We start from the raw sequence: 24916 nt of genomic DNA, 5'->3' as shown, positions 1-24916 counted from the left end.
AAAACATGACCAAAAGAAAAATCCCCTTCGCATGGGAGATCGTTGTCTGGCTCTGGCTCGCCTACTTCATGAACCAGGCCGACCGCCAGCTTTACAGCGTCGTCCAAAAACAAGTGCAGGACGCGCTGGGCTTGAGCGACATCCAGACGGGCTTGGTGAACACCGTGCTCATCGCCTCAATGGCGGTGATGATGCCCATCGCCGGCTTCGTCGGCGACCGTTTTTCCCGACGCCGCATCATCCTGTGGAGCCTGCTGGCATGGAGCGTCGCGACGATGCTCACCGGCTTCACCAACGGCCTTGTTTCGCTCATCGTCGTGCGCAGCCTGGCGACCGCCGTGGGCGAGGCGTTTTTCCTCCCCGCCGCCACCGCGCTCATCGGCCAGTATCACGTCAAGACGCGCGGGCAGGCGCTCGCGATTTACCAGACCGCGCAGTATTTCGGCGCGGTGTCGTGCGGCTGGGTGGGCGGCTGGATTGCGGGAAATTACGGATGGAAGCACTCCTTTTGGATATTCGGCGGCGCGGGTGTTGTCCTCGTCGCGTTGATGTGGTCCCGCTTGAAAGACGCGCCCAAAACGGCCGTCGCCGTTGCGCGCGAGCCAATCAGCGCCGTCCTCGGCGCCTTGTTCCGCACGCCGACCGCGCTGGTGCTGACGCTCGCGCTCGGCTGCTCGACCTTTGTCAACATGGGCTGCCTCGCGTGGATGCCCACGTATTTGCAGTTGGAGCCGTTCAGCCTCACGCCCGCGAAAGCCGGTTTGTTCAGCATGCTTTATTACCAGATTTTCTCCTTTGTCGGCGTGCTCCTCGGCGGACGTGTCTCGGACAAGATTGTCGGCAACCGCCCCTCCTTCCGCATTGAGCTGTCCGGTCTGGCGCTGTTGCTGTGCGTGCCGACGCTCTACCTCATGGGCGCGACGCACAGCCTCTGGCTCGTTTACGCGACGCTCGGCGCGTTCGGTTTCTTCCGCGGTCTCTACGACTCCAATATTTACGCGTCGCTCTTCGACGTCACTTCGCCGCGCCACCACTCCTCGGCAACCGGAATGATGGCCGGATTTTCCTTCGGCGTCGGTTCGCTCGCCCCGCTCATCTTGGGCGTGATCAAGCAATCCTACGCGCTCAACATCGGCATCTCGATGCTCGGAATCGTTTATGTTTTCGGCAGTCTCGCGCTGCTCGTCACCGCGCGCGCGTTTTTCCCCTCGGACTACGCCCGCAACCGCCAGCCCCTTCCTTCCGCAGACAACAACAAATAAAAAAATCACGATGAAAAAAATACTCCTCGCCGCAATCGTCGCCATCTTTGCCGCGCTCCCGGCGCCGGCCCAAAGCAACGCCCCCTACACCGAGGGCCCCGTCTGGGATATCATCCTCGTGCGCCTCAAGCACGGCATGCACGACGCCTACTTCAAAAGCATCTCCAAGACCTTCAAGGCCGTCTTCGACGAGGCGAAGAAGGAGGGCATCATCATGGATTATAAAATCCTCTACGGCCAGGCCTCGTCGCCGGACGATTTTAACGTGATGTCCATGGTGCAGCTCAAAAACTACGCCGCCCTCGACACCTATCGCGAAAAAATAGATCCCATCGCCCGTCGCATCGAGGGCGACGCAAAAAAACAAACCGAAACCTTCACCGGGCGCGTCGAAATCCGCGACATCCTCGGCTACAAATTAATGCGGGAAGTCACCCTGATCGACAAAGACAAGAAAAAGTGAGCGCCCGCCCGCCCGACGCGACTCGACACAAATCGACATAAGTCGATTTAATTCGAGTCGCGTCGAATGACATCGCAAACACACCGCACCGCACCGCCCGTCCCATGAAACTCCCCGCGCGCCTGATTCTGTTTTTCGGCATTCAGCTTTCAGTTTTCGCGGCGGCGCAAACGGAGCGTGTCGCCTTTGTCGGCGGTCCGGACGCGACCGCAGGCGACGCCGAGTTTTCCGCGGCCTTCGAACAACTCTCCGGCGGCGGCACAATCGTCGTGCGCGGTCCGGCGAGGCTCGGTGAAAAATTCCTCGCGCCCACGCACGACGCGCGCATCACCATCACCAGCGTTCACGGCGGAAGGGATTACCGGAAGGAAAACGGCGCCAGGCTGGTCATCGGCGGCAGCTATTCCGTCAACGGTCCGACGACATTTGCCGGTCTCGTCATCGCGCCGGATGCCAAAACAAGCCGCATCTATTGCAACGCCCGCAAGGTTGTGTTCGGCGGCGATGTTTCCTGCGAGCCGACGGAAGGCGGCGGCTTTCCAAGCATCGTCGGCGCGTTAGGCGGCGCGGGCGGATCGGATGTCACCATCGACAGCGGACGCTGGGACATCGTGGCCGGCGGCACATTTCAAAATGCCGAACCCACAACCGGCACGCTCCGTGTGACGATCAACGGCGGGCAATTTCACGGCGCGGTGTGCGCCGCCGGCTCGGGCCGGCACACCGGCGACGCGGAGATGACGATCAACGGCGGCGTGTTTTACGGTGGCGTCGCCGTGCTCGGCGGCTTTGCGAAAGCGTCGATTCGGGGCGACGCCCGCGTCACAATTAACAACGGCGTTTTTCACGCCGGCCTCGCGGCCGCGCGTCACAACGGCGCGGAGTTTGCCGGCGACTACGCGCTCACAATCAACGGCGGCGATTTCACCAGCGCCATCGCCGTCACCGGCGCGAGCGAACTGCGCGGCAACAAAACCTCCACGCTGACGGCCTCGCCGGGCCTGCTCGACAAACGCAACGCCGGCGCGCTCACCTTCACCAACCCGCTCATTCGCGGAGCCGATCCGTGGATATTTTTTCACGACGGTTTTTATTACAGCACCGCCACCGGCGGCTCGCAGCTCAACATGAGGCAAGTCGCCAACCTCCCCGACCTGACGCATGCCAAATCGGTTGTCATCTACAAACCCTCCGCCGGCAAGCCGTGGTCTCGCAACCTCTGGTCCCCAAAAATCTATCACTTTTCCGAAAGCGAAGTCGGCGCGGAAAATGCCGGCTGGTATCTTTACCTCTCCGCCAACGACGGCAGCGGACGCCCCTCGCAAGGCCAGCGCATGTTTGTGCTCCGCTCGCTCTCCGGCACCCCGCTCGGCCCCTACGGCGAGGCGACCGGCGCCCGCAAACCGCACACCGCCACGCGGGTGACAGCCGCCGCAAAGGACAGCGCCTTCAACAAAACCTGGTGCGGCGGCGCGAAAATCCTCAAGCACAACGGCAACCTCTACGCCATCTGGGTGAGCGAAGTCGGGGACGCCCAATCCAAAAACACCGGCGACCGCTACCAAATCATCTGCATCGACCGCCTGCTCAATCCCTGGACCATCGCGGGAAACCCCTCCATCATTTGCCGACCGACGCTCGCGTGGGAAAAACGCGGCGCCGGCCCGGGGAAGGCGGGGATGTATCCCGAAGTGGTCGAGGGCGGCACGCCGGTTTATGGCGACGACGGCGCGCTCTATCTCTTTTACGCGGGCAGTGGTTACTGGACGCCGCATTACGCGATTGGGCTGATGAAATTGACCGGCGACGATCCGATGAATCCCGCCCACTGGCGAAAGGCGGACAAGCCCATTTTCAAGGCCTCGGATGAAGTCGTCGGCACGGGCAACGCCTGTTATGTGCCCTCGCCAACCGGCGAGTCGAAATGGGCGATTTATCACGCCTATGTTGGCAAAAAGACACGCGGCGTTCCGCGCCAGTTATTTGCCGAGCCCTATCTCGCCAACGAAAAAGGCGTGGCGATTGGCATCGGTCGCCCGTTCCCGATCGGCACGCAATTAAGAATCGAGGCCAACCCCATGCCCCTGCGCAAAAAAATAAGCGCTTTCACTACAACCCTTCCGGCATCCGGCTCAGTTGTCCGCTAAGGAAACCAAAAATCCCGGATTTGAAACAACACCTTGCGTGGAACCGCGGCGATTTCATCGCGACTTCACGCGGGCTTCATACTGAGTTCACGCAGCGCGCGCATGCTCGCGCGCATGGAAAAATCTTCGCATCACTTCGCGCCAAAAAACTCCAACCAAAAACTCAGCGCCCTGATTTTCGTCGCGGCGCTTTTGCTCGGCTTCATCGCGCTTGGCATCACGGTCGTCGCCGCGCCGGACGGCCCGACCGATTTGGATGATCCCGATGTTTCGCTTTCGCCCTATTTCCAAGTGAGGGGCGCGGAGGACGGCGTTGACGCGCTCCCGCTCAAAAGCACGCAGGTCGATGCCGTGCTCGCGGGCGTGATCGCCGGGGTGCGCGTCGTGCAAACCTACCAGAACGAGGGCGCGACGCCGCTCGAGGCGCGCTACATTTTTCCCGCCTCCACGCGCGCCGCCGTCCACGGCATGACAATGACCGTCGGCGAACGGCGCATCGAGGCGCAGATCAAGGAAAAGGCCGAGGCGCGCAAAACCTATGAAAAGGCAAGGCGCGAGGGCAAAACCGCGTCGCTTCTCGAATCGCACCGAAGCAATGTTTTCGAGATGAATGTCGCCAACATCCTGCCCGGCGACACGGTGACCGTGGAGCTTCGCTACAACGAACTCATCACGCCCGAGGAGGGCGAATACGAATGGGTTTTCCCGACGGTCGTCGGGCCGCGTTACACAAGGAAAGCGCCCAAGCCCGTCCGGGAAAAACAGGAGACGCTTCCGCTCGACCCGCTCGCCGGTTCCAAGCGCCTCGGTGGCGAAGGCCTGGCATACTTGGGCGAAAACGAGGACGGCGAAAACGAGCCCGTCTTCACGCTCACCGCCGAAATCCTCGCGGGCACCCGCGTGCAAAAGATGAAATGCGTTTCGCACCGCATCGACACGGAGGAGGTCGGCGGAGGCGTGCGCGTGTCGCTGCCGCCGCGCGCGGGCATCGCTATGAACCGCGATTTTATCTTGCGCTACCGGCTCGCGGGCGGCGCGCTCGCCACGGGGCTCATGGTCGATTCGTTCAAGGGCGAAAATTATTTTCTTCTCACCGTGCAGCCGCCCGCGCGCGTCGAACCCGCGCAAATGCCCGCGCGCGACTATGTGTTTGTCATGGATGTGTCCGGCTCGATGTGGGGTTTTCCGCTGGAGGTCTCGCAACGCCTTCTCAAGGAAATGCTGGTTAACTTGCGCGACATCGACACGTTCAACGTGCTGCTTTTTTCCGGCTCCAGTCGCACTCTTTTTGAAACCTCCGTCGCCGCCACGACTGAAAACATCGCCGCCGCCATCGCCCTTTTCGAGAGCGGGCGCAAATACAACGATTACGGCGGCGGCACCGAGTTGCTGCCCGCGCTCAAGCGCGCGTTTGCGCTGCCGCGGACGCGCGCGGGCGTGTCGCGCAACATCGTCGTGATCACCGACGGCTATGTCGATCTGGAGGCCGAGGCCTACGCGCTCGTGCATGAAAGCCTGGGCGACGCCAACCTGTTCGCGTTCGGCATCGGCAGCTCGGTGAATCGCGAGTTGATCGAGCGCCTCGCGCGCGCCGGGCGCACTGAGCCGACCGTGATCGAAAATGAAAAACGCGCGCAAAACGCCGCCGGGAAATTTCGCAACATGATCGAGTCACCCGTGCTTACCAACGTGCGCGTCGAGTTCGCCGGCGGCTCGCTCAGCGCGCCCGACGTGCTCTCGCAGCGCCCCATCGTGATGTGCGGCAAATGGCCCGACCACATTGACCCCTCAACCCAGACAATCCGGCTGGGCGGCCAAACCGGAGGCGGCGAATGGAGCACGGAAATCTCCGTGGCCGACGCCGTTGACCTGAACGCGAACGGCACGCTCGCGCTGCTCTGGGCGCGCGAACGCTTGTGGGAGTTGAAGGACTTGCACGCGTTGCGCGCGGACGCGCCGAAACAAAAGGCGGCGATCATCGAGTTGGGTTTGAAATACAACTTGCTGACGCCCTTCACCTCGTTTGTCGCGGTTGATTTGACGCCGCGTTTGTCCGCCGATGCCGCGTCGCAGGCGAAAAAAGTAACGCAGGCTTTGCCGCTGCCCAAGGGCGTGAGCGAGCTCGCGGTCGGAGTCACCGAGGACGCCGCCGACAGCGTGCCCACATCGCCGGAACCGGAAACGGTCGCGCTTCTGATCGTCGCCGCGATGGTCGCCGCGGTGATGTGGCGCAAGCGCGAACAAAAAATGCGGAGAGGCGCGGCGTGAACGACAGCGTGCGCGAATTGCGCGGGCAAGCCGCTCCATGCGCCGGCGTGCTTCTTGCGGGCTGGCCGGTGTTGCGCTGGTTTGTGGCGCGGCTTGGCGACGGCGGCGACGAACGCTTCGGCTTGGTCGCGCTGGCGCTCGCGCTCATATTGACGCCGCGCGCGGTGTGGCGCGAACGCATTGCGGCGTGGCGGTTGATTGTCGCGGGCGTGTTCGCGCTGGCCGTCGCGTTTCCGGTTTCGGGGACGCCCATGCTGTTGCGCGCGCTGTTGCTGGTATGCGCGCTGTCGGTTTTGTTTTGCCGGGGCGGGGGTGCGTTGGGCCGCGCGGGATTGCTCGCGTTGTCGTTGCCGGTGACGGCCACGCTGCAATTCTTCGCGGGGTATCCGCTGCGCGTGCTGACCGCGGAGCTGGGGCGGCCGTTGATCGCGTTGTTTGGTGTCGCAACGGAACGATCCGGCGTGGCGCTGGAGTGGGCCGGCGGCGTGGTGGTGGTCGATGCGCCGTGCAGCGGCGTGCACATGCTTTGGACGGGCGGGGTGCTGGTGTGCGCGGTTGCGGCGTGGCTGCGCCTTGGCGCGGGGCGCGCGTTTTTTTTCGGCGTCGCGGGATTGTGCGCGATCCTGCTCGGCAACACGGTGCGCGCTGCGGTTTTGTTTTTTATCGAATCGGGATTGTGGCGCGCGCCGGTCTGGGCGCACGAAGGCGTGGGGCTGGCAATCTTCGCCGCGCTCGCCACGGGTTTGTTGTGGCTGGGATTCGGGCTGAAAGGGGCGAATCGCGAGGGTGGGGCGAAACCTCCGGCCGAGCCGAAATTGGATGCGCCATTTGAGCGGGTTCGGCTCAACCGGAGGCTTCGCCCTACCGTGGTTTTTGTGTTTGCGGTGATGTGTTCCGGCGCGGCGGTGATGCCGTTGATCGGCCAGCAAGGAACGGTAACCTCGGCGCCGGACGCGGACTTTCCCGGCTGGCCGGAGTTGTTCGAGGGCAAACCGTGGATACGTTTGCGGAATCCCCGGGACGCCGCCGCGTTCGCCTCCGGATTCGCGGGGGAAACGGGCGTGTTCAAGCAAACCGGCGCCGATGGTGCCGGGCGCATTGTGGTGCTGCGCTGGATACGCGAGGCGTCGCGAGGGGTGCATCCGGCGGCGGATTGTTTTCGGGCGAGCGGATTTGCGATCAAGCCGGGCGGACTCGTCCGCGATGCCAGCGGCGTGATGTGGTCGGAGTTTCTTGCGACGAAGGACGGTGAAACCTGGCGCGTGCGCGAACGCTGGCGTGATGACGCGGGGGGGGCGTGGACGGATGTGTCGGCTTGGTATTGGGCCGCGGTGCGCGGACGCGGTCCGTGGTGGGCGGTGACGGTGGCGGTGGCGTGCGGCGATTGAGCAGGACGCGCGTGCCGGGGGCCGATTAGTTTTTCCGCCCCCCAGCTTCTTTCTTGTCGCGGGGGCCCTGGCCGGTGATCTTTTCGGGTTTCACAACCTTCCATGCAGCGAAAACACACAGCTCGCGATTTTGATTTTGAAAAATACGAACCCTCATTCTGGGCGTTGAACGCCCGGTGGATGGCGCCGCTTGCCGTGTTCGTGCTGACGGTGGTGCTGACCGTGCTTTCGTTTCCGCCGTTCAGGGCGATGGCGTTTGCGTATGTGTTTGCCGCGCCGCTGTGTTTTTGGGCGCTCACCAAGCCGCGCTTTAAAACTTACGCGCTTGTCATGCTCGGCAGCCAGGCCGTGGCGTGGACGATTATTCTGTGGTGGCTGCATCATGTGACGTGGGCCGGCGTTTTCCTGCTCGGGCCGTTCGTGGGCGCGTGGATCGGCGTCTGGTATCTCGCGGTGTGGTGGGTCGCGCGCAATTTCGCGGGGCGTCCGTTCCTGGTGCGCGCCGCGGTCATGCTCGGGCTGGCGGGATTGTGGGTCGTCATCGAGTGGACGCGCGCGTGGTTTCTGGGCGGTTTTCCGTGGCTGCCGCTCGGCGCGAGCCAGTGGTATGTGCTCTCGTTGTGGCAGGTCGCCTCCTACACGGGGCAGGGCGGAATTGCGTTTGTGCTGATCGTGTTTAATTTTGCGGTCGCCTCCTATACGCACCGAATTTTCAAGGAAAAACACTCGGGGCTTCGCAAGCGCAGTCCCGAGTTCAGCATGGCGTTGATCATGCTCCTGCTTGTGGTGACGCCGTCCCTGACCGATGTCTTGATGACCAGGCGGACCGAGTCGGTTGCCGTTTTTAAGCTCGTGCAACCCGATATTCCCGCGGCCATCAAGTGGTCCAAGGAGAACGAGGAGTTGAGCTACCGGGAGCTTCGCAGGCTCAGCCTGGAGACGAAGCCAAAGACGCCTCACCCGGAGGTCATTGTCTGGCCCGAGGCGGCGCCGCCTTATGCCGTGTTTGGCTGGCCCTCAAGCGCGGAGCTTCGCGAATGGCTGGTCGATGTGTCGGAAAAAGCCAGGGCGCCGCTGCTCACGGGGGCGATTACCGCCGACGATCCCGCGCGACCCGACGAAACCTTTTACAACGCGGCCTTCGTGGTCGATGCCGGGCGCGGGGGCGTGCAACCCGAGGGCTACAAAAAGCGGCATCTTGTTCCGTTTGGGGAATACGTGCCGCTGCGTCCCTTGCTCGGCTGGCTGGAAAAAGTAACCGACGCAAGCTCGGGCGACACTCAGGCCGGAGCCTCGGCCAAACCGCTCTACATTCACACGCCGCGCCGGATCATCGCCGCGGGCATGCTGGTTTGCTACGAGGATATATTTCCGAGTCTCGCCGTGAATAACGTGATTTCGGGCGCGGATGTGCATGTGGTCATCACCAACAACGGCTGGTTCGGGCAGGGCGGGGCGGCCTACCAGCACGCGGCGCACTCGATGCTGCGCGCCGTGGAGACGCGCCGCCCCGTCATTCGTTGCGGCAACAGCGGCTGGAGCGGCTGGATCGACGAATACGGCGGGATGCGCGGGATGATGAAAAACAAGGATGACTCGATTTATTTTCGCGGCACCGGGACGTTCGTTGTTGAACGCGACACGCGCTGGGTCGGGAAGGAAAGTTTTTATGTGCGATACGGCGACTGGTTTGTCGCGGTGAGCGGCGCGCTGGCGTTTTTCGGTTACATGATGACGCGGTTTTTCCATCCGCGCGACAAGGCGCCGATCGCATACACCGAAGCGGGGCGCTGAGGAACGTCCTCAGCGCGCGTCGCCCGCGCGTTTTCGCAACTGGCCGCATGCCGCGTCGATGTCGCGTCCGCGCGGTCTGCGAAAATGCGCCACCGCGCCGCTTTCGCGCAGCACTTTTAAAAACGTCATCGCCGTTTCCTCGTCGGTGCCCTCATACGCCGCGCCGCTCAGGCTGGTTCCAGTCGGATTGTAGCGGAGCAGGTTCACGTGCATCCGCCGTCCTTTTAACAACGCCGCCAGTTGGTGCGCCTGCGCGGGCGAATCGTTCACGCCCTTCAACAGGCAATACTGAATCGTCACAATGCGTTTTGTTTTCGCCTGGTAGCGATCCGCCGCGGCCAAAATATCCTCCACGCGAAAACGCTTCCCCGCCGGCAACAGCCGCGCGCGCGTGGCGTCGTCCGGCGCATGAAGCGACACCGCCAGGTGGATGTTCAGGTCCGCCGTCGCCATCGCGTCGATTCCCGGCACGATGCCGACGGTGGAAACGGTGATCTGCCGCCAGCCGAGATTTCCCATGCCGTTTGGCGCAATCCGGCGCACCGCCTCAAGCACGGCGTCGAGATTCAACATCGGCTCGCCCATGCCCATGAAAACAAGCGTCTGCAACCGCCGTCCCGCCATTGCCGCCTCGCGACGGACCGCCAGGAACTGGCCGACCATTTCTCCGGCGGTCAGGTTGCGTTCAAAGCCCGTTTTTGTTGTCGCGCAAAAATCGCACCCCATCGCGCAGCCCACTTGCGACGACACGCACCCCGCCGCGCTATCCGGCGCAAAGTTCGTCATCATGACGGCCTCGACCGTGCGCCCGTCGGCAAGCTTCAGCAGCACTTTCACCGTGCCGTCCCCCGCTTGCTGGCGCGTCGCGATTTCGCAGCCGTTTGCAAATCCGCGCAAATGCTCCGCCAGTCCCGAGGGCAGTTTCAGCGCGTCAAAATCCACCGAGCCGTCTCCCTCGTAAAACGCCTTCAACACCCGCGCGGCGTGCACGGGCTTGTATCCGCGCGCCTCAATGTGGCGCGCGAATTCCTCCACGGAAAAATCAGCCAGTGATGTCATGAACGAACAAGGACGCGCATCGCGCGCGCCCTTGCGAGGGTGTTAATAGAGTTTTGTTGCCTGATGGATTTCCTTGAGGCGGGCGGCGGGGATTTTTTCGATTTTGCGGTCGTAGGTCAGCAGGCCGTTGACCTCGCCCTCGACGTCGGTCGTTTGCGTGTAAACGCCGGCGCACATGCCTTGGTTTTCCGCAAACTCACGGAGTTGCGAGAGGCGGTCGATGTAGTGTTTTTCGAGGTCGGCGGCGTTGTGGTAGGTCTGGTAGCCCCAGTTGCGCTTGTTCGTCCACCAGAGGTGCCCCTCGATGGGATAACCGAGTCCGCCAAACTCGCCGAGCACGAGCGCGCGGTGCGCGTCCTTGCGCTCCATGACGGGCATTTTCTCGCTGTAATTGTGGTAGTCGAGCATGTCGCCGGCGCCGGTGTCGAGCCAGCCGCTGACGTTGTTGACGAGGCGGCTGGGGTCGCAGGCTTTCACGGCGGCGCCGAGGCGCACGCTGTCGTATTGGCCCCAGCCTTCGTTCATGGGCACCCAGACGACGATGCTCGGATGCGAATAGAGCGCGTCGATCATGGCGCGGAGCTCGGTCTCGAATTGCCGCGCGGACCCGGGGCTGCGCACCGCTTCTTTTTGCCCTCCGCGCCTGACAAACTGGCTGTCCTCGCCGGGCGTGCGCGAGGCGCCCTCGGCCATGCCACTGGGCATGTCCTGCCACACGAGCAGGCCGATCTTGTCGCAGTGCGCGTAGTAGAGCGCGGGTTCGACCTTGATGTGTTTGCGGAGCATGTTGAAGCCGGCTTTTTTCAGATAGTCCAAGTCGAAGCGCATCGCCGCCTCGGTCGGGGGCGTGAGCAGGCCGTCCGGCCAGTAGCCCTGGTCGAGCGGGCCGTAGTGGAAGAGCGGTTTGTTGTTGAGCATCATGACGACGCCCTTCGGCCCCTGGCCGAGCGAGATTTTGCGCATGCCGAAATAACTTTTCACGGAGTCGAGCTGAACGGCGCCGTCGGGCAGTTTTGCGTAAAAGGCCTGTTCCTCGGGGCCGAAATAACGCACGGATTGCCAGGTTTTCGGGTTGATTTTTTCGCCCTTGAACGGGTTTTCGACGCGGAACAAATCGATCTGCAAATCGTAGAGGTGCGGTGAGTCGGGGCTCCAGGTTTTTGCGTCGGGGATAGGGATGTTGAGCTCGCGGTTCAGGCGTCCGCCGGCCTCGGCGACGAGCTTGCCGCCGTCGAGCACGCGCGCGCGGATGGCGTAGTGTGTTTTGCCAACGGCGACACGGTTGCCGAGCGTGGTAAGCTTGAGCAGGCCGGCGTCGAGGTTGGGCTCGCATTTCACGACGGTGATGCTCATTTCGGCGGGCACGGGTTCGAGCCAGACGGTCTGCCAGATGCCGGAGGCGGGCGTATACCAGATGCCCTGTTGGTCGAGTTTTTGCTTGCCGCGCGGCTGGTCGCCCTCGCTCGTGGGATCGGTGACGGCGACGACGAGTTCCTGTCCGCCGTCCGCCTTGATGTAGGGTGTGATGTCGAAGCTGAACGGATCAAAGCCGCCGCGATGCGAGCCGACGGGCGCGCCGTTCACATAAACGTGCGCCTCCCAGTCAACCGCGCCGAAATGCAGGAGCACGCGCTGTCCGTCCCACGCCTTTGGAATCGTGAAGGCGCGGTGATACCAGAGGCGCTGGCCGGGCTTGAGTTCGCGCGCGACGCCGGAAAGGGCGGACTCGACCGGATAGGGCACGCGGATTTTGCCGTCGTATTTGGCGGGCGCGGGCGCGGCGAGTGGCGTGATGGCGTAGTCCCACTGGCCGTTGAGATTTTGCCAGGTGGCGCGCGTCATTTGCGGGCGCGGGTATTCCCGCCAGCCGCGTCCGGCCTGCGCGTCGGCGGCCCATGGGGTGAGCATGGGCGCGTCGGTTTTGGTTTCGTTTTGCGCGGAGGCGATTGCCGGGAGCGAAAGCGCGAGCGCGCCAAGGCCCAGCGCTTTTATCAATGATGCGATGTTTGGGTTTTTCATGGGAAAGAGGGCGTAGTTAATGGCCGTGGATTACGTCCGGCGGGGAAACAGGGCGAGAAAAATGCGGCGGCGGCCTGTCACATGCGCCCCATGTGCGCGAGCGCGAGCGTGACGGCGGAGACGACCGCGGTTTCGAGGCGCAACACACGAGGGCCGAGATGCGCGAAGGCGAAATGCGCGGCGCGGAGCCGGTCGCGTTCGTCCGCCGTCCAGCCGCGTTCGGAGCCGAGCGCGAGGATGGCCGGCGATTTCGGCGGGGCGGCGAGGCATTCGCCCAGCGACGCGGGGGACTCGTAGTTGTCGAGCGCGACGCGTCGCGCCGAAGGCCGGTCACGAGCCAGGCTCGCGAGGGTTTCGTCGAGTGTGTTCGAAAACTCAATACGCGGGATGCGCGTGCAAAACGCCTGCGCGGCGCCGGCCTCCAGATGGCGGCGGTATTCGCCGGTTGTCCAGAGCGTGCTTTGCGCGTAGGAGGGCTCTCCGCGCGCGGTCGCGACGAAGTGCATTTCCGAAACACCCAGCGCGGTGGCCTCGTTAAGGATTTTGCGCGCGGTTTGCGGACGCGGAAGCCCGATGACAAGCGTGACGGGCGGGAGCGGCGGCGGCTCGGTTTTGTCCCACGCAAAGGCGAGCGAAACCGCGCCGTCGGAGGCGATGCCGGAGAGCGTGCCTTTGCCGCGCGGGCCGTTGACGAGGCCGGCGTCGAAGGTGTCGCCCGGCTTTCGACGAAGCACGCCGATGATGTGCGCGGCGCGCGCGTCGTTTTTTGCGAGCGTGGCGGCGTCCCGCGAGGCCGTCGAAAAATCGTCAGGCGTGAAAAGGATGAGGTTCAAACGGAAAGCGGTGGATGAATTTTTTTACGGCGCGAAGAAACCGCTCAATCGCCCGTTTCCCCGAGAAGCTGCTCCTTGGTCGAGCGCGGGCGGATCACCGAGGCGGCGTCGCCTTGGTAATAGGCGATGCTGTTGGCGGGCATCGATTGCATCAGCCACACGTTCGAGCCGACGATTGAGTTTTCGCCAATCACCGTGTCGCCGCCGAGAATCGTCGCGCCGGGATACACGATCACGTTGTCGCGCAGCTCCGGATGGCGCTTCACGCCTTTTACGGGATGGCCCTTTTCGTCCAGCTCGAACGACTTCGCGCCGAGCGTCACGCCTTGGTAAATCTTCACGTGGTTTCCGATGCGCGCCGTCTCGCCGATCACGACGCCCGTGCAATGATCGATAAAGAAATGCGTGCCGATTGTCGCGCCCGGATGGATGTCCGTGCCCGTGCGTTCGTGGCCGTATTCGGTCAACATGCGCGGCAGCAGCGGCACGTTCAGCAGGTAAAGTTCGTGCGCGATGCGTTGCAGCGAGATCACCAGCACGCACGGATACGCAAGGATGATTTCCTCCACGCTGCGCGCCGCCGGGTCGCCCTCATACGCCGCCACCACGTCGGTCTGGATCACGCGGCGCAACTCCGGCAGGCGTTCGAGCAGCGCCATTGTTTTTTCCTTCGCGCGCGTTTCGGCGTCCTCGACACCCGCGAAGACAAGGCTTTTGCGGATGTCGTTTGTGAGGCGCGTTTCGATGCTTTCCAGCATCCGGTCGACGAATGCCGGCACGTTTTTTTTCTCAAGCGCGTCCTCGCCGAAGAATCCCGGGAAGAGGACATACATAAAATCGCGCGCGAGCTGGTTGATCGATTCCTCGGCGGGCAGGTTGCTGCCTTCAAGATGGTTGATGCCGCCTTCGTTTTGGTAGGAGGCGAGCAGGGCGCGTTTGATGTTTTCGAGGTTCATGATTGGAAGTGCCGTCGGTGTTTCCGATAGTGAGGGTAGGGCGAAGCCTCCGGCTGAGCCGAAATCGTTTGAATGTTGCGCGATGCTCGCGGCTCAGCCGGAGGCTTCGCCCTACAGTAGAAAATCCAACCGCGATGCGAGGATGCCTCAATAAAATACTTTTTCCAGAAAAAGTCCCCGCGGCGGCGCGGTCTGCACGCGCGTCGTGCGTTTTCCGCTTTTTAACAACTCGCGCAAATCATCGGGCGCGAGCTTGCCTTCGCCGACCGCCACGAGCGCGCCGACGAGGCTGCGCACCATTTTATACATGAACCCGTCGGCCTCGGCGGCGATGCGCACATGACGTCCGCGTTTCGCGATTTCGAGTCGCCGCAGGTCGCGCACCGTGTCTTCCTTTGGCGGGCCGTTCAGCGCGGAAAACGCGCGGAAGTCGTGTTTTCCTCGCAAAATCGCCGCGCCTTTTTTCATTGCCTCGATATCGAGCGGACGCGGGCGGTCGATTGCCCACGCGTAAGGCCGAGTGAACGGGTCGGCGTCGCCGAGATACAAATGATACAGGTAAAGTTTTCCCGTCGCCGAAAAGCGCGAGTGGAAATCCTCGGGCACCGCGCGCACGGACTTGATTTGGATTTGCTGCGGCAGCCCGCCGCGCAACGCCGCGCGCAGTTTTTCCGGCCCGTGTTTCCATGCCGCGTCGAAATGAAAAACCTGGCCGCGCGCATGCACGCCCGCATCGGTGCGTCCGCTCGCGTGCACGCGAATCAGTTCGCCGAAAATCTCGCGCAGGCGCGACTCGATCACGTCCTGAATCGCGCGCCCGCCGCGTTGCGATTGCCAGCCTTCGAACGGGGCGCCGTCGTAGGCGCAGCCGCATTTCCAGCGGATTATTTTGCCGTCGCTCACAAATCATCCTCCGTTTCGGCTTGAAAGCCTTCGGGCGCGGGCAAGCGCAGATTCTGCTCCAGAAAATCTTGCAGGATAATCGTCGCCGCGCGCGAGTCGATCAGCCCGCTTGCGCGCACGTCGCGCCGCTGGGCTTTGGGAATCGACGACTCGGCCTCATAGGACGTGAGCCGTTCATCCACCAAATGCACCGGCAGCTGAAACTCGCTTTCCAGCCGCCTCGCGAACTTTTCGACTTCCTTCGCCTTGAATCCCTCGGAGTCGTCCATGTTGAGCGGCCAGCCGAGGACGATGTCGGTGATGCGCCTTTGCCTTATGACGGATCCGAGCGCGGCCCAGCGTTTTTCGGCGTCGGCATCCGTGAGGGCGGGCAGGGGAGTGGCCACGCCGATCTCGTCGCCGTAGCTCAGGCCGATGCGGCGTTCACCGTAATCTATGCCGATTGCTCGCATGAAAATTTTACGAAGAAAAAAAGCAGCGCGCATGCGATGCGGCAAGACGGGAGTAATCGCGGCTGTGCGCAGGCGAAAGGCGGAGCACTCACATTCTTTGTCATGCGGGCTGATCGTTTTTATATCGTTGATTGACAAGCGTTTTTACATTGCAAGCAATGCTTCGGCGGCACTTTCGTCGGTCAGGAGGGTTTTAAGCATGCCTCCTTTTAGCGCACCGGCGATGGCGGGGGCGCGCACGGCTCCCGATGAGATCCCGATTACTTGCGGGATTTTGCGCAAGTCGTCCAAGTCGATGCTGATCACCCGGTCGCGCCAGTAAGAGGCGCATTCGCGGCCGTTTTTGTCGAAGAAACGTCCGCAGATTTCCCCGACTGCGCCGATTTTTCTGAGTTGAATGAAATCGTTTTCATCCAACACGTTGCGTTCAACATAAACCGAAAGATCGAGCGGCCCAACACCCACGATCGCGGCGTCCGCTTTTTTCAGGCGTTCGCTCACGGATCGGATTTGCTCGGAGGCTAGGAAAAAATCGCGCGTTTTCTTGTCCTCCACGAAGGCGGGCGTGCTCAGTGTCAGGAATTCGCCGCCCCAGAGCTTCACAAGGGAGCGTCCGAGTTCGAGCGAGTCAACGGAGGAGACGTTGGAATCGATACTGCCCATTGCCTGCACGATTGTGAGGCGCCGGGCGTCGTTGCGCCGGAAGCGGTGCACCAATTCGGAGACGCTGCGCCCGCCGCCCATCGCGAGCGTGCCGGAGTTTGGGAGCTGTTCGGATACAAACGGCGCCCCGAAGTGGCCGACTGTCTGGCGCGCGGTCTCGGGATTCGCGTTCGGCGCGGTTTTCACGACGGCGACTTCCGTCAGGCCAAACCGGGCGCATAACTCGTGTTCCAGCTTGGGGTTACGCGCATTGTATTGGTCGACCGAGATGCGGACGATTCCGCGCTCCAAGGCCACGGCCAGCATGCGCGAGATTTTGGTCTGCGAAACGCGGACAAGGTTTGTGATTTCGGCCTGCCCCAAGCCGTCCACGTAGTAGAGTGTGGCTACCAGGCGGAGTTCATCATCGGAATAGTCGGCTTTTCTGGGCATGGGATATTGAAGTAATAAATAAAGTGGTTGAAATAAAAGATTAAATATTTATTCATATAAACTTTCCAATCGACAAGTCTTTTTTTTCCCTTCTCTTTTGAACGTTGCCCGCGTTATTTAAATCCCCAGTAAATTTGCCTACTTATTTGATAAAACGCCCAATATTCCAACACCCAAGAAAATGAAAACCCGCACAGCATCCGCTCTAGTCATCGCCGCGCTTGTGGCGTTCCCTTTCCTTTCCGGCTGCGCCAGCAAGGATAAAGCGCAGTCCGCCGCTTCCGCGCCCGGCGCGCCCGTCGGCATCGTCGCCCACCGCGGCGCCTCCTATGACGCGCCCGAAAACACCCTTGCCGCCCAAAAACTCGCGTGGGAACAGGGAGCCGACGCCGTTGAGACCGACATCTACCTGACTAAGGACGGCAAAATCATCGCCCTGCACGACAAAACCACCAATCGCACCACGGGGAAGAAGCTCACGCCCTCGAAATCCACGCTCGCCGAATTGCGCGCGCTCGACGCCGGCTCATGGAAATCCTCGAAATACGCCGGTGAAAAAATCCCCACGCTCGACGAGCAGCTCGCGCTGATCCCCAGCGGCAAGCGCATGTTCATTGAAATCAAGGTCGGCCCCGAAATCGTTCCCGAACTCGTCCGCTGCCTCGCCAAGGCCGGCGCCGGCAAGCACAACATCACTTTCATCAGCTTCAACTACGACGCCCTCAAGGCCGCCCATGAGGCGCTCCCTGAAATCCCCGCCCATTATCTCAAGGGCTACCGCGATCCCGCCAAGCGCAAGCCCGGCTATGTGCAGCCCACGATCGACGAAGTCATCAAGGAGGCCAAGACCGCCAATTTCAACGGACTCGACTTGCAGGCAACCTGGCCCCTCAGCAAGGCCGATGTGAAGCGGATCAAGGATGCCGGGCTCGAATTGCATGTGTGGACGGTTGACGACCCCACCCTGGGCAGGCATTGGGTTGAGCTCGGCACGATGAGCATCACCACCAATCGCCCCGCCTACCTTCGCAAAGAGCTCAAACTCTGAGGTTTCAGTGTTTTTTGTTAAAAAACGCACCCCGCACGCTTTTATTGGGATACCTACATAAATGAGCACATCCGCGCAAATAGCAGACCCCTCCTCCGCCGAAACTGCGAAACGCTTTCGGTATTGGCAATGGCGCACGATCATCGCGACGATGGTCGGCTACGCACTGTTTTATTTTGTGCGGAAAAACTTCAGCATGGCCATGCCCGGCATGGAGGCGGACTTGGGTATTTCAAAAACAAGCCTTGGCATCTTCCTCACACTCAACGGCTTGGTCTACGGCGGGTCGCGTTTTCTGAACGGCATGCTGGCCGACGTGCTCAACGCCCGCTTTTACATGGCGACGGGGCTCGCCTTGTGCGCGCTGGCGAACTTCGCGTTCGGTTTCGGCGTGGACATTGCCGCGTGGATATCCGGCGAACCCTCGGGACCGGGCTTTTCCAACGCGCTGATTTTGTTTCTGGGCATCACTTGGGTGGTTAACGGATTCCTGCAAGGCTCGGGGTTTCCGCCCTGCGCGCGGTTGCTCACGCACTGGGTGCCGCCGAGGGAGCTCGCCACAAAAATGTCGGTTTGGAACACCTCGCATTCCATCGGCGCGGGCTTGGTGGTCATCCTCTGCGGCTACATCATGGCGCACATGGGCACCGGCGAAAACCACGCGGGCGCGTGGCGCTGGTGTTTCTGGATACCGGCAAGCATCGCCCTGCTCGGCTCGATCGGGCTGTTTGCGTTTTTGCGCGACACACCCTCCGACGTCGGCCTGCCGGAACTGGAGGGCACCACGGTAAAATTGAAAAAAACGAGCGGAAAAACCAAATCGGCGGAGCACTTGGCGCTTCTGCGCGAAAAGGTGTTTTTTAACCCGCTGATCTGGATTCTCGGATTCTCCAACTTCTTTGTCTATGTCGTCCGCTTTTCCGTGCTCGATTGGGGGCCGACGCTGCTCCAGCAATCCAAGGGCGTGAGCGTGGCGAAGTCGGGCTGGCTGGTGGCCCTGTTTGAGATCGCCGGCATCGTCGGAATGCTCGTGGCGGGGTGGGCGACCGACCGCTGGCTCAAGGGCCGCGCGCACCGCACCTGCGTGTTTTGCATGCTCGGCGCCGCGATTTGCGCCATCGCCCTCTGGCAAATCCCCGCGTCCGCCCCCATGTGGATGCTGCTGGCCGTCCTTTGCTCCACGGGCTTTTTCATTTACGGCCCGCAGGCGCTCGTCGGCATCGCGGCGGCCAACCAGGCCACCAAAAAAGCCGCCGCCAGCGCCAACGGAATCACGGGCATATTCGCCTACGCGAGCACCGCCGTCTCGGGCGTGGGCTTCGGCTACGTCGCCCAGCACTACGGCTGGAACTTCGCCTACATCGCCATCATCATCATGGCGTTCATCGGCATGGGCGGCTTTTTGCTGATGTGGGGCGCCAAGGCCGACGGCTACGACGAGCAGGCGTGAGCCCCTCCTGTTATATTTTCCAATAAACCATCGCTTCTTATTCTAATATATAAACCCAAAATGAAAAAAATAATACTTCCTCTCGTAATATTGGCGCTCTGCTCCGCGCAAACGATGTTCGCCTGGGGCAAGAGGGGCCACGACGCCATCGCCTACATCGCCGAGTGCAACCTTACCCCGAAGGCGAAGGCCACCATCGAGAAATACCTGGGGAACCGGTCGATTGTATATTATTCCACATGGATGGATGAATATAGGCGGACACCGGAATATAAATACACGCACCCCTGGCACACCGGCGGGGTTGACAAGAACTTGAAAAGCACGCCCGAGGGACGCAAGCCGGACGGCGACGCGGTCGCCGAGCTCGAAAAAGCCATCGCCACCCTGAAGAATTATAAAAAACTCGACGCCGCCACGGTCAACCTGAACCTGAAGTTTGTAATACACCTCGCCGGCGACATGCACTGCCCCGTGCATATAAAGTATCCCGACATCAAAATGAATTTTAAGGTGAAGCTGAAGGGCAGGGAAATGACATATCACGCCGTCTGGGATTCCGGCCTGATCGAGGCCTCTCACGCCTGGGGCTACATGGAATACCGCCACCAGCTCGACCGTTATTCGAACGCCGAGCGGATCGCCATGAGCAAGGGCACGCCCGCCGATTGGTTTCACGAAAGCGCGAAGGACTGCGTTAAAATCTACGACTGGGCCAAGCCGGGCGCCGATCTCGGTCAGGATTATATAAACCAGGCGCACGAGCTCGCGGAAATGCAAATTGTAAAAGCCGGCTACCGCCTCGCCCGCACGCTGAACGAATTATTCGACAATTAATATAAAGTGTTTTTCGAAAACCGCTTCAATACAGGCCAGAAAAAACGCGGATAAACGCAATTCAACGCAGATACCAAACCTCCTGATTCTTGTATCTACTCCGCGTTCATCCGTGACCATCCGCGGTTAAAAGAATTTCTGATTTTTTTAATATAAACAAAGCACCCATGTTCTCATTTCTCAAACCCGCTCCCGCCGCGACTCCCCTGCCGTCCGAACGCGTTGACGCCGAATACAAGCGCCTGCGCATCCAAGTGTTTATTGGAATTTTTATCGGCTACGCCGCCTTTTATCTGGTGCGGAAAAATATGGCGCTGGTGATTCCGGACATCCTGGCGGATTATCCCCAATATACAAAGGCGCAGCTCGGCTGGGCGATCACGGGGCTTTCGGCCGCCTACGGACTTTCCAAGTTTGTGATGGGCTCGGTGTCGGATCGCAGCAATCCGCGCTATTTTCTTCCGCTCGGCCTGCTTCTCTCCTGCGCGATCATGATGGTGTGCGGTTTTGTGAAAGCCGTTTATTCGTCGCTGATATTGATCATCCTTTTGCAAACTCTGAACGGCTGGGTGAACGGCATGGGCTGGCCTCCCTGCGGAAAAACGATGGTGCACTGGTTCAGCTCGCGCGAGCGCGGCACCGTGGTTGCCGGCTGGAATGTCGCGCACAATGTCGGCGGCGGCTTGGTAGCGACCTTTGCGTTGTGGGGCGTCATGCTTTTTGGCGACTGGGGGGCGAAGTTTTATTTCAACGCAATCATCGCGGGCGTCATCGCAATCATCGCGTTTGTGCTGATGCGGGACACGCCCCAAAGTTGCGGACTGCCGCCCATCGAGAAGCATAAAAACGACTATCCCGAAAAATACTCCGCGGACAACGAACGCATCCTCAGCTTCAAGGAAATCTTTTTCAAAAACGTCCTCAACAACCGCTATCTGTGGGCAATCGCCATCGCCAACGCCTTTGTGTATTTTGTGCGCTACGGAGTGGTTGACTGGATCCCCACCTACCTGCAAACCGCGAAAGGATTTTCCTTCAAGGAATCGAGCATCGCCTGGTCGCTCTATGAATATGCGGCGATCCCCGGCACGCTGCTCTGCGGATGGATGTCCGACAAAGTTTTCAAAAGCCGGCGCGCCCCGGCCACGATCCTGTTCATGGCGATGACCCTGCTTGGCGTGCTCGTTTACTGGTTCAACGCGAACGGCCCGCTGTGGATCGACTACGCCGCGCTGATATCGATTGGCTTTTTCGTTTACGGCCCCGTGATGATGATCGGGCTTCACGCCCTGGAACTCGTCCCCAAGAACGCCGCCGGAACGGCCGCCGGGTTCACGGGATTTTTCGGTTATGTGTTCGGCTCGGCGATCGCGGGAACCGGTGTGGGTTGGCTCGCGGACCACTGGGGCTGGAACGGCGTGTTCATAGTCATGGTCATCTGCTGCGCGCTCACGATGGTGTTTAGCGCGCTCACGCTGAAACATCGCAATACACCCAACGATAAGCTTGCATCAAAATAAAAGATCACTAAAACCGCCTTCGCTATCCTTGATAAGCCCTGATTCGCCCGCAAATAGAACAACCCAACATAAGTAAATCGTCGCACGCTGATTTGAAATTCCTCCCCGTTTTGAATATATATTCAAATTCTTCATCCCCATTCACCGCCGATCGTTGTGGCCGCGTCGCCGGAGGTGCGGGTGTCACTGGGGGCGGAGCCGAAAAACGCCGCAAGCCATGGCAAAAGTCCTGATGCAACGCATGCTCACGCCGCACGAACACCTTTTTTAAAGAAATAAACAACGAAAACTTAATGAGTTTGCAGAAGTGAATAATTATTCGTTTTAAAAAACATTGACTCATGATTTTTCCTTACCAGCTTTTCCACACACCAAATCACCGGACCCCGTCACTGTAGTCATTAGCACCAGTGTTCCTCGGTCTCATTGCTCCTACACAGCCCCCTTTTTTAGTCCCCTCAACCAGCATGTTTAATTGAGAAACACGCCCATCGTTTTTTCGTAAAAAACCATAACATCCAACCGCATCACCATCCCATCTTCCAAATATCCCGTCATGCACACCACACTCCCCTCGAACACGCTGAACAAACTGACTCCCCGCAAAGCAATGCGCGCCGCGTTGACGGGCCTTTTGGTCATCTTCGCCTGCGCCGCTGCGCACGACGTCTCTGCCCAAGGGCGCACCGACAACCGCCGTATTTTCTGGACGGGATCCAACGGCATGGTGTGGGACAACAATACCACCTCATCTTGGATGACCACCGGCACATATCTTACCTATGTTAGCGCGACTTATACCAGTCCCACTTGGGCCGAAACCGATGCACTCCCCGACACTCCTTTCATAAGCGGCGACACAGTCATATTTGATAGCACGTCCGACCTCGTGTCCTTTGTCGATCCCGACACCGGCGAGGTTTCCACTCCCAGCTCCGCGATCACTCGCACCATTAACATCGCCGATGCCGGGGTTACGGCCTCGGATCTTGTGATATCCGGCCCCGGCAGCTATGTCTTCACAGGAGGTGCCATCACCACGGACGCCTCCTCCGTGGTTGCCGGTTCGCCACATTTTACCGGCACCGGCGTCGGCCCTGCCGGAGATGCTGTTCTCCCGTCCGGTCGCCTCGTTAAAATCGGTCTGGGCGAGCTTACACTCTCCAATACGGTCGCGAACGTCTTTACCGGCGGCATTCACCTCGGTCAGGGCACACTTACCATTGCCGATCCCCGCGCCCTCGGCGACAACGATATTTATGTGCTTACTGTTACTGCGACCACCCTCGCGGCGGGCGACATCTACGGCCAGAACATTTCAAACAAAGCCCTCCTTTCCGTCCCGGGCACCGTGCTCGATGCTTCCGGCAACATCTTGCGTGCCGGCAGTCAGTCATTGAATTCCGCCGGTTCAAACAGCGCTATCGTTTCGGCTGCCACCGTCCGCGTTCCCGCCTCCGCCGACGGGCTGGACATTACCGGCGACGTTTACTTGGCCTCCCACATACTCACCTTTGATATTGAGGGGGACACCACCATTTCCGGACGCCTCTATGGAACGAACAATAATTATGGAGCAAACGGAGGCACATTTATCAAAGAGGGAACCGGCACCCTGACCATCACTGGCACGCAAAACTGGTTCTACGGAAATTACAAAAAATACAATGAAATCAATGCGGGGCGTGTTGTTATCACAAGCCCCCATGCCATTGGCACAGGAGCGACGAGTATTTCCAGTGACGCCGTATTGGAGTTTCGCGGCGTCGTCGGCACCATGCGGCAGGCCTTTGTGGGCAACGGTAACATCGAGATAACCCAAGGCAGTGATGTCACCTTCAACTGGCGCAACGGCACACTTGATGATTTTGACGGTATGTCGGGCAACGGAAGCTGGCACCCCGCCATGAACGAAATCGGACGTATTCAGATTTCCGGACAATCCCGCTTGTCGGCCATAGCCAGCGGCACGTATTCCACAGTGCTGGGCGGTGCCAATGCTTACGTCTCCGTTACCGAGGGATCAACCCTTCTTATTGGCCGCGAAGGACTGTCCGCGCGCGGCTCTGGAGCCACCGCGATTCCCATGACCTATGCGGTTCTCGCCAATCGTATCGAGCTTTCCGAGGGATCCACCCTTGTGCTTACCCCCAACGCCTACCTCAACACCGGTGCGCTCCTTGTCGATGACAGTCCTTGCAATATCGCTTTCACTGCTTCCGGGGTCGCCCGTCTTCGCTGGAAGGATGGCGTGGATCCGGACACCATTACCACGGATATTACCGTCAGCAGCACGCTCCGCTACATCGTTCCCGAGGGCATGGAGCTCATTATCAATGAAATTCCTGTGCCGATAGCTTCAACGGAGAGCATTCCGGCTGACACCAGCGCCGCCGGCTGGGCTCGCGAATACGTTCTCGTCAATCAGGGGGCCAACCCCCTCAAGGACGTTGCCATGACATTGATCGCCGTCGACGCTGTTCATGACACCGTTAACGCGCGTATAGCGGATGAACTTGTCGATCCAGTCACCCTTCACGTTCCCGCCAAGGGGCGCAAATGGGTTAATGAGGCGTGGGTTCGCTACATGCGCAGTGAAATTGAATTCGACAACGAGTCCATTAGCTCGCCCGGCATGGACGCCACCATCACCGGTGTCGTGGCGGGTCTTGAAGGTCTTCTCCCTGGGCGCGTCCTGCTCGGTGTTCACGCGGGCATTGCGGAGAACAATATTGAAACCGACAATAACACCTCACTCTCATCCAAACAAAAATTTCTGGGTATTCACGCAGCCCAACGATTCGGCAAATTCTATCTCTCATTCGCGGCCGCCACCGGAAAAGTGTCCACCGATTCATTCCGCTACGAAACAGGCAGCCTCGTCCGCGGCAAGTGGGACACCTCCTATTACACCGGCTCTCTGCAACTTGGCGCCGTGTTCAAACCTTGGACAAACGGCGTGATCAAGCCCTATGCCGGTCTGCGCTATGCCAAGACTAAAATCTCGGGGCATTACGAACGTGGATTGTCTCCACTCGTTATCGCCGATTTTGACGATACCTCAGCCCAGTCGCAATATGGCATAACCGTCGGTCATAAGTTTGTTGTCTTCAAGCGCGACCTCGCCGTAGATCTATCCGTCGGGCGCAAACACAATATCCGTGCTCCGCGGGACACCCTCGCCACCCACTATTTCGACTCGCCCACTACTCCCGTCACTCTGAAACGCGGGGACTACTACGGAGATTCCACCGCTTTCAGTCTAGCCGCCCGCACTGCTCTCACCAGCCACGCTCTCGTCGGTGCCTCCGTTGACTACGAAACCGCATCCGCCCACGAGCGAACCACCATGTCCATCCTTGTCGGTTACACATGGTGACGAGTCTCACAAAAAATCATCCCACTTTTTACAAAAATCAAAC

The 24916-nt window shown here is 60.4% G+C and carries 18 protein-coding genes; 11 read left to right on the top strand and 7 right to left on the bottom strand.

All coding sequences use genetic code 11. From position 1 onward, the window contains the following. Positions 1-5: 5 nt before the first annotated feature. The 6 genes from M2103_RS01920 to lnt all read left to right on the top strand — a co-directional run bounded on the left by M2103_RS01920 (position 6) and on the right by lnt (position 9322). Complete coding sequence (locus tag M2103_RS01920; protein WP_277508393.1) at positions 6-1262, top strand: MFS transporter; 1257 nt, start codon at positions 6-8, stop codon at positions 1260-1262. A gap of 10 nt (positions 1263-1272) precedes the next feature. Then, positions 1273-1725, top strand: coding sequence for a hypothetical protein (locus tag M2103_RS01915; protein WP_277508392.1), 453 nt, complete (start codon positions 1273-1275; stop codon positions 1723-1725). Positions 1726-1829: 104 nt separating this feature from the next. Beyond that, positions 1830-3872 (top strand): family 43 glycosylhydrolase, encoded by a 2043-nt coding sequence (locus tag M2103_RS01910; RefSeq protein WP_277508391.1) that lies wholly within the window; start codon positions 1830-1832, stop codon positions 3870-3872. A gap of 114 nt (positions 3873-3986) precedes the next feature. Then, entirely contained in the window at positions 3987-6140 is a 2154-nt protein-coding gene (locus tag M2103_RS01905) for a VIT domain-containing protein (RefSeq protein ID WP_277508389.1), read from the top strand. Further along, positions 6137-7528, top strand: a complete 1392-nt coding sequence (locus tag M2103_RS01900) for an archaeosortase/exosortase family protein (RefSeq protein ID WP_277508388.1) — start codon at positions 6137-6139, stop codon at positions 7526-7528. The genes M2103_RS01905 and M2103_RS01900 overlap by 4 nt, the downstream gene beginning before the upstream one ends. A gap of 102 nt (positions 7529-7630) precedes the next feature. Continuing rightward, positions 7631-9322 (top strand): apolipoprotein N-acyltransferase, encoded by a 1692-nt coding sequence (lnt, locus tag M2103_RS01895; protein WP_277508387.1) that lies wholly within the window; start codon positions 7631-7633, stop codon positions 9320-9322. A gap of 9 nt (positions 9323-9331) precedes the next feature. Here lnt and rlmN read toward each other — a convergent pair whose 3' ends face one another. The 7 genes from rlmN to M2103_RS01860 form a co-directional block, all read right to left on the bottom strand. Beyond that, a complete protein-coding gene (gene rlmN, locus M2103_RS01890) occupies positions 9332-10381 on the bottom strand; it encodes a 23S rRNA (adenine(2503)-C(2))-methyltransferase RlmN (protein WP_277508386.1) in 1050 nt (349 codons plus the stop codon). 42 nt (positions 10382-10423) lie between these two features. Next, positions 10424-12400 (bottom strand): sugar-binding domain-containing protein, encoded by a 1977-nt coding sequence (locus M2103_RS01885; protein ID WP_277508385.1) that lies wholly within the window; start codon positions 12398-12400, stop codon positions 10424-10426. Between the two features lie 77 nt (positions 12401-12477). Then, positions 12478-13233, bottom strand: coding sequence for an RsmE family RNA methyltransferase (locus M2103_RS01880; protein WP_277508384.1), 756 nt, complete (start codon positions 13231-13233; stop codon positions 12478-12480). A gap of 44 nt (positions 13234-13277) precedes the next feature. Beyond that, entirely contained in the window at positions 13278-14189 is a 912-nt protein-coding gene (locus M2103_RS01875) for a serine O-acetyltransferase (RefSeq protein WP_277508383.1), read from the bottom strand. Between the two features lie 147 nt (positions 14190-14336). Then, the gene (gene truA / locus M2103_RS01870) at positions 14337-15092 is read right to left on the bottom strand and encodes a tRNA pseudouridine(38-40) synthase TruA (protein ID WP_277508382.1); all 756 of its coding nucleotides are present in this window, start codon (positions 15090-15092) and stop codon (positions 14337-14339) included. Further along, entirely contained in the window at positions 15089-15544 is a 456-nt protein-coding gene (ruvX, locus tag M2103_RS01865; RefSeq protein ID WP_108825179.1) for a Holliday junction resolvase RuvX, read from the bottom strand. The genes truA and ruvX overlap by 4 nt, the downstream gene beginning before the upstream one ends. A gap of 144 nt (positions 15545-15688) precedes the next feature. Further along, positions 15689-16639, bottom strand: coding sequence for a sugar-binding domain-containing protein (locus M2103_RS01860; protein ID WP_108825180.1), 951 nt, complete (start codon positions 16637-16639; stop codon positions 15689-15691). Positions 16640-16820: 181 nt separating this feature from the next. Between M2103_RS01860 and M2103_RS01855 the strand changes: the two genes are divergently transcribed. From M2103_RS01855 to M2103_RS01835, 5 genes are all read left to right on the top strand, one after another. After that, positions 16821-17687, top strand: coding sequence for a glycerophosphodiester phosphodiesterase (locus M2103_RS01855; protein ID WP_277508380.1), 867 nt, complete (start codon positions 16821-16823; stop codon positions 17685-17687). 61 nt (positions 17688-17748) lie between these two features. Then, positions 17749-19137, top strand: coding sequence for an MFS transporter (locus M2103_RS01850; RefSeq protein WP_277508379.1), 1389 nt, complete (start codon positions 17749-17751; stop codon positions 19135-19137). A gap of 60 nt (positions 19138-19197) precedes the next feature. Beyond that, on the top strand, positions 19198-19974 hold the full coding sequence (locus tag M2103_RS01845; RefSeq protein ID WP_277508378.1) for a S1/P1 nuclease: 777 nt from the start codon (positions 19198-19200) through the stop codon (positions 19972-19974). A gap of 167 nt (positions 19975-20141) precedes the next feature. Beyond that, positions 20142-21494, top strand: coding sequence for a phosphoglycerate transporter protein PgtP (gene pgtP, locus M2103_RS01840; RefSeq protein WP_277508377.1), 1353 nt, complete (start codon positions 20142-20144; stop codon positions 21492-21494). Between the two features lie 556 nt (positions 21495-22050). Continuing rightward, entirely contained in the window at positions 22051-24873 is a 2823-nt protein-coding gene (locus M2103_RS01835; protein WP_277508376.1) for an autotransporter domain-containing protein, read from the top strand. Positions 24874-24916: the final 43 nt, after the last annotated feature.

Source organism: Ereboglobus sp. PH5-5, assembly GCF_029504805.1.
GTDB lineage: Bacteria > Verrucomicrobiota > Verrucomicrobiia > Opitutales > Opitutaceae > Ereboglobus.
The sequence above is the reverse complement of the archived record's forward strand: the minus strand, read 5'-3'. Positions and strand labels throughout refer to the sequence as shown.